Raw genomic sequence first — 5507 nt, 5'->3', positions numbered from 1 at the left:
ATGGCACTGTCTGGGTGAATGGCGATAATGGCTATATTGCCATGCAGGTCAGTGGGTTAGAAGTGCTTCCGGGGGCCGGTCTCACGGATTCAGGATATATTAAAACCATGAATTGTCGCTATAGAGGGAAGCTACTGCTGAGGCGATCCACAAAAAACATAAAAAAGCCCCGGTGCGTAGCCGGGGCAGCAAGTGAGCATTGAAACAGTAAGTGAAACTACATGGGCGTCTGTTTAGAACTCATAGCGAGCAGAGAGCCACAGGCGGCGACCCTCTTCGCTGTTGGCGTAAACGTTGCCGAAGCTGGTGCCATCGCCGTAGGCGCGGTAGTCGACAAAGTCTTTATCAAATAAGTTGTAGAGGGTGGCGCTGACGTTAAATTGGTCGGTAAACGCGTAACTGCCGCCTAGGTGAAACAGCGAGTAGGCTTTGAAATCCCCCAGGTCAGCGAAGGAGGGCGCGCCCCTAACACGTTCACGGTTGCGATAGCGCTCGCTGCGGTACTCGGCAGAGAGCCAAGTATCTAGCTTCGGTGTCGCCTGCCAACGCAGCGTGGCGTTCAGCGCGTGTTCGGGCGTATCAGTTAGCGGTTCGCCACGGTTATTGCCGCTTTTCTGCTCGCTATCGGTGTAGGTGTAATTAGCGGATAAGCGCCAATCTGGTGTGAATTGATAGCTGGTGGAGAGCTCAACCCCCTGAGTCACCGCTTCATCGATATTCACGTCCTGGCTATACACGCCATCCGGGATAAGCGGGTCGTTTTCAATCAGGATATCGTTGCCGCTGGCAATTTTATCGTCGAACTGGTTGTAGAACAGCGTCGCGCTGGCGGTAAAGCCTGTTTGACTATCGTAGTGCGCGCCGATTTCGCTGCTGGTGCTGGTTTCCGGCTCAAGGTCCGGGTTGCCGATCGTCAGGATCGTGCCCTGGCCGGTCACCCCGTTAATACCCGAGTGAAGGTCATTCAGGGTCGGGGTCTTGTAGCCACGGCTCACACCGCCTTTTAATGTCCAGTTCGGCGTGGTGTTCCAGACTAAATAGCTGCGGGGGCTGAACTGGCTGCCAAACGCATCGTGATGGTCGTAGCGGCCGCCCAGCGTCAGCGCGAGATCATCACGCAGCATCCACTCGTCTTCCGCAAAGAGCGACCAGGTGGTTTGCTCGAAAGTCTCATTGGCCAAGCCATCATCCAACTCAGCATCCCACCACTGTAGGCCAACGGTGGTCATGTGGTTACCCAGCGGCATAATAAACTTGCTATCCAGTACCGTATTGGTGGTTTCCAGCTTACGCGGGGCACCGCCAATAATGCTGGGGAAGCCCTCATAGGCAACACCCTCTTCTCCGGGAATGGTGCGGCCGGTGGTTTCCGTGGTGTTACGCATCAGGCTCGATTCCAGCGTGCCAGAGGCAAAGCGCCCAGTATGGCCGATAGCCACTTGTTCCCGCTCGAAACGTAGCTCGTCGGCATAGCCGTTTGCCACGCCAGGGTTGGGCGCACAGCTGCGGGTGCGGCCGTCCAACGTACCGAGTTGGCACTCGTCGTTGTTGTAGCGCTGGCGGTTCACCTCCCCATCCAGCCAAAGGTCGTGGCTGTCGTTAGGCGTCCAGGTTAGTTTGCCGCCCAGGTTGTACACATCGCCCTCTACCGGGCTAGGGCCGCGCTGGCTCACCTCAACCGGGTTGCCGTTAGCGTCGGTGTAGACAAGCTCTGATGCGTCACGCTCATAAAAACGCCCGCGCAGTTGAACGCCCAGCGTGTCCTCTACCAGCGGGCCGCTGGTGTAGAGATTGATTTCACGGCGGTCGCCAAAGTCACGATCTTCATTAAAAGTACTCTCGACGCCGACAGAGCCAACCCACTCGCGATCTACTCGGCGGGTAATAATGTTGATCACGCCGCCCATGGCATCAGAGCCATGCAGTGTCGACATCGGCCCGCGAATTACCTCAATACGTTCAATGCTGGAAACCGGCGGGAAGAAGCTGGTCGAGGTTTCACCAAAACCGTTAGGCGTGACGCTTCCAGCCGCATTTTGGCGGCGGCCATCAATCAGGATCAGCGTGTAGTCGCTGGGCATACCGCGAATGCTGATATTGCTGCCGCCGGTTTTGCCCACCGAACCGCCGACATCTACCCCTTCTACATTACGCAGTGCATCAGCCACGCTGGTAATGCGTTCGCGCTGAAGCTCTTCTCTGGAAATAACCGAGATACTCGCCGGAGCATCCACCATTGCCTGCTCAAACCCACTGGCAGAGACAACAATGTTATCCAGTTGCGCTGATTCTTGCGCATTAGCCGCCGCAGTAACGCTAAGCGCGATGGCACTGGCGAGGGCGGTGCGAGTAAAGCGTGGCATGGCGATCCCCTGATATGAGTATTGTTTGCTAATGAAACTGATTATCAAATGAGTTGCGGATTCTAAGAAGAAAAGTTCCCACTTGCGAGATGGTTTGATCGAACATGGTGTTGCTGTTAATGGAACAGTGCCGGATGGGGAGCGCTTGCCTATAAAGGTTGTTAGTCCGCTAGCTAATATGGGCAGCCTAACGTTGCAGTAACTGCAACACCGCATTCGATGTAATAGGAGTGCAAGTGTTTTTGAGAATCGTTACTATTGGATTAACGGTTAATCAGGAGAGGCTCACATGCGACACACGTTACTGCAGCGCGGTTTACTGGGAATGTTGATGGGCGGCTTGCTGGTGGGCACCGCCCAAGCGCGCACGCTGGAGACGGCTTACGGCAACGTTGAGGTTGTTGATCACCCAGAGCGTGTAGTCACCCTATATGAAGGTGCGCTGGATGCCGCGCTGGCGGCGGGCGTGACCCCGGTAGGGGCGGTAACCACCCGTGGCGGCGACAACGTGGCAGAGTACGTGACCGACTACCTCAGTGCGAACGAGCTCGAACACCCTGAAATTGTGGGCGTCGTGCGGGAAATTAATATTGAAGCAGTGCTGGCCCAGCAGCCGGACCTGATTCTAGCCGCAGCACAGCTTCCGGAGGAGCAGTACCAACTGCTATCGCAAATTGCTCCCACTGTGGTGCCCCACACGCAACCGCTAGCGGCCGATAACTGGGAAGCCGAAGCGCGCTTATTCGGCCAGGCTTTGAACCAGGAAGAGGCCATTGAGGAAGCGATCAGCGCCGTCGATCAGCGGGTCGACGCTATGTCAGACGCAGTAGCTGACGCCGACGTGGGCATCAACGCCTATCTGGTGCGCTGGATGCCTGGCGGCCCCATGGTAATGTCGGAAAACCTGATTGCCACCGGCCTGTTAGAGCGCGTCGGCCTGGATGTGCAAGGCGGCGAGCTGATCGGTGAACGGGGCGTGCACAGCGACGTATTAAGCCTTGAAAACCTCTCTCAGGTAGACGGCGACTGGCTGTTTTTGGCCACGCTAAATGATGACGGCCAAGCCGCCCTAGATAGCGCCAAACAGAGCCCCGCCTTCAACCGCTTGAACGTGGTACAGAACGAACGAGTGGTGCCGGTCAACGGCCAGCTCTGGAGCAGTGCCAACGGCCCGCTGGCGGCCCAGGCGATTCTGGATGACATCGAGAATGCGTTATTGCCGTGATGCTACTTACCAAGGCTGGAAGTAGCGCCAGGTGGCGCTGCTCATCCCGACACTGGATGCTGATTCTGCTCACCGCCCTTGTGGCGGTGAGCGTCGTTAGTTTGTTGATAGGCGCAGGCAGCGTTGGCCCCCGCCAAGTGTTAGGGCTGCTAAGCGGTAGTGATCACGCGGAAGCGCGCTTTATCGTCTGGGAGCTGCGCGCCCCCCGCACGCTAATTGGTATTGCCGTTGGCGTGGCGCTGGGCGTAGCGGGGGCGCTGCTGCAAGCCGTTTCCCGCAACCCGCTGGCCGAGCCGGGCTTGTTGGGCGTGAGCGCAGGCGCTGCGTTTGCTGTTTCCCTGGCGCTGGTGTTAGGGGCCAGCGCGGCCACTTTACGCATTCCCGTGGCCCAGTTAGGGGCGCTGATCGGCTGCGTGTGCGTGCTCGGCGTGGCGCGGCTGCGCGGTGTGGGGAGCGACCCGGTGCGCTTAGTGTTAGCGGGGGCAGCGTTTTCCGGGCTGCTCGGTTCGCTCAGCGCACTGATGCTGCTCTACGACCAGCGCGCCGCCGATGAGATTCGCTTTTGGGTGGTGGGCAGCTTGGCGGGTAGGCGGCTAGACGATTTATGGGCCGTGCTGCCCAGCCTGCTGGTAGCAGGAGTGGGCGTTGTATTGATTGCCCGGCCGCTGGCCGCGCTGGCGCTAGGGGAGCGGGCCGCCAGCGGTTTAGGGCACCACCCTGGGCTGATTCGCTGGCTGGCGGTGGGCTGCGTGGCGCTATTAGTCGGCGCGGCCACCGCTATTGCCGGGCCGATTGCGTTTGTGGGGCTGGTAGTGCCTTTTGTGGCGCGGGCCATCGCCGGGCCGGATATTCGCCGCACGCTCTGGTTCTGCCTGCCCGTCGGCCCACTGATCGTGCTTACCGCCGATATTATCTCCCGTGTCGTCGTTGCTCCCTCCGAGCTGCCCTTGGGCGTGCTCACCGCGCTATGCGGCGCGCCGGTGCTGATTGCGGTGGTGCGGGCCAAGCGCCTGCCGATGCTCTAACGCACTCTCTTTGGTTATCTGATGCTATGAAAATGACGGCAAAACAGTCGATGAGCGGTGTGGTACTGCCCCGCACATCCACCGCTTATCAAGAAGAGCCGAGCGCCCAGGCGGTGGCTGCCCCGCAGGGCTACTGGCGCGCTGCGCTGCCCCGTTATGGGGTGAGCGTGCTGCTGGAAAAGCGCGCTGTGGCGGTGAATATCGGGTTGAGTGCCGCACTGATGGCCGCTTGCGTGCTCTATTTAAGCCTGGGCAGCGTAACGCTTTCTCCCAATGCGGTGGTGGCTTCCTTGCTGGGGCAAGGCGATAGAATGACCGCGTTTATGGTGCAGCAGCTGCGCCTACCTCGCCTGATCGCTGCCTGTTTCACTGGGGCTGCGTTTGCGCTGGCCGGGGTATTAATGCAAACCCTGGCCCGTAACCGCTTGGCGACCCCCGGCATCATCGGTATCGATAACGGTGCCACCGCCTTTGCGGTGGCCTCGATTGTTGGCTTGGGGGTAGGCATCGCCCCGCCCGCCATGGCGCTGGCGGGGGCGACCACCGCCGCCGTGCTCACTTTTGGCTTGGCCGCAGGCAGCGGCACCCAGGGCTACCGCTTTATCGTGGCGGGCATCGGCGTGGGCGCTGTTTTTGGCGCGGTCACGCAGCTGATGTTGGCGCGGGTAGCGATTGATACCGCCAACGCCGCCTACCCCTGGACCGTCGGCTCCCTCAATGCCCGCCCGGCAAGCGCGGTACAGCTATTGGGTATTGGCTTGGCGCTTGGGCTAGTGGCCGCGCTGGCGCTGGCCCGCTCGCTCACGCTGCTGCGCTTTAAGGATGCCATCGCCAGTGGCTTGGGCACCGCTGTGAAAGCGCGGCGGCTGCAGGTGCTGTTACTTTCAGTGGTGC

Annotated in this window: 4 protein-coding genes; 3 read left to right on the top strand and 1 reads right to left on the bottom strand. The window is 59.7% G+C overall.

Annotated elements, in window-relative coordinates:
* Positions 1-233: 233 nt before the first annotated feature.
* On the bottom strand, positions 234-2363 hold the full coding sequence (locus BIS10_RS17025) for a TonB-dependent receptor domain-containing protein (protein WP_253507064.1): 2130 nt from the start codon (positions 2361-2363) through the stop codon (positions 234-236).
* Positions 2364-2652: 289 nt separating this feature from the next.
* On the opposite strand from BIS10_RS17025, the gene BIS10_RS17020 reads away from it, so the two are divergent.
* From BIS10_RS17020 to BIS10_RS17010, 3 genes are all read left to right on the top strand, one after another.
* Positions 2653-3588: an ABC transporter substrate-binding protein gene (locus BIS10_RS17020; protein ID WP_253507061.1), complete on the top strand. Its 936-nt coding sequence runs from the start codon at positions 2653-2655 to the stop codon at positions 3586-3588.
* 56 nt (positions 3589-3644) lie between these two features.
* Positions 3645-4613 (top strand): iron ABC transporter permease, encoded by a 969-nt coding sequence (locus BIS10_RS17015; protein WP_074210230.1) that lies wholly within the window; start codon positions 3645-3647, stop codon positions 4611-4613.
* A 26-nt stretch (positions 4614-4639) separates the two neighbouring features.
* A partial coding sequence (locus BIS10_RS17010; RefSeq protein WP_253507058.1) for an iron chelate uptake ABC transporter family permease subunit occupies positions 4640-5507 on the top strand: 868 nt, incomplete at its 3' end.

The sequence above is a fragment of the Halomonas sp. 707B3 genome, from assembly GCF_024158645.1.
Classification (GTDB): Bacteria; Pseudomonadota; Gammaproteobacteria; order Pseudomonadales; family Halomonadaceae; genus Vreelandella; species Vreelandella lionensis.
This window is presented reverse-complemented; position numbering and strand designations above follow the sequence as displayed.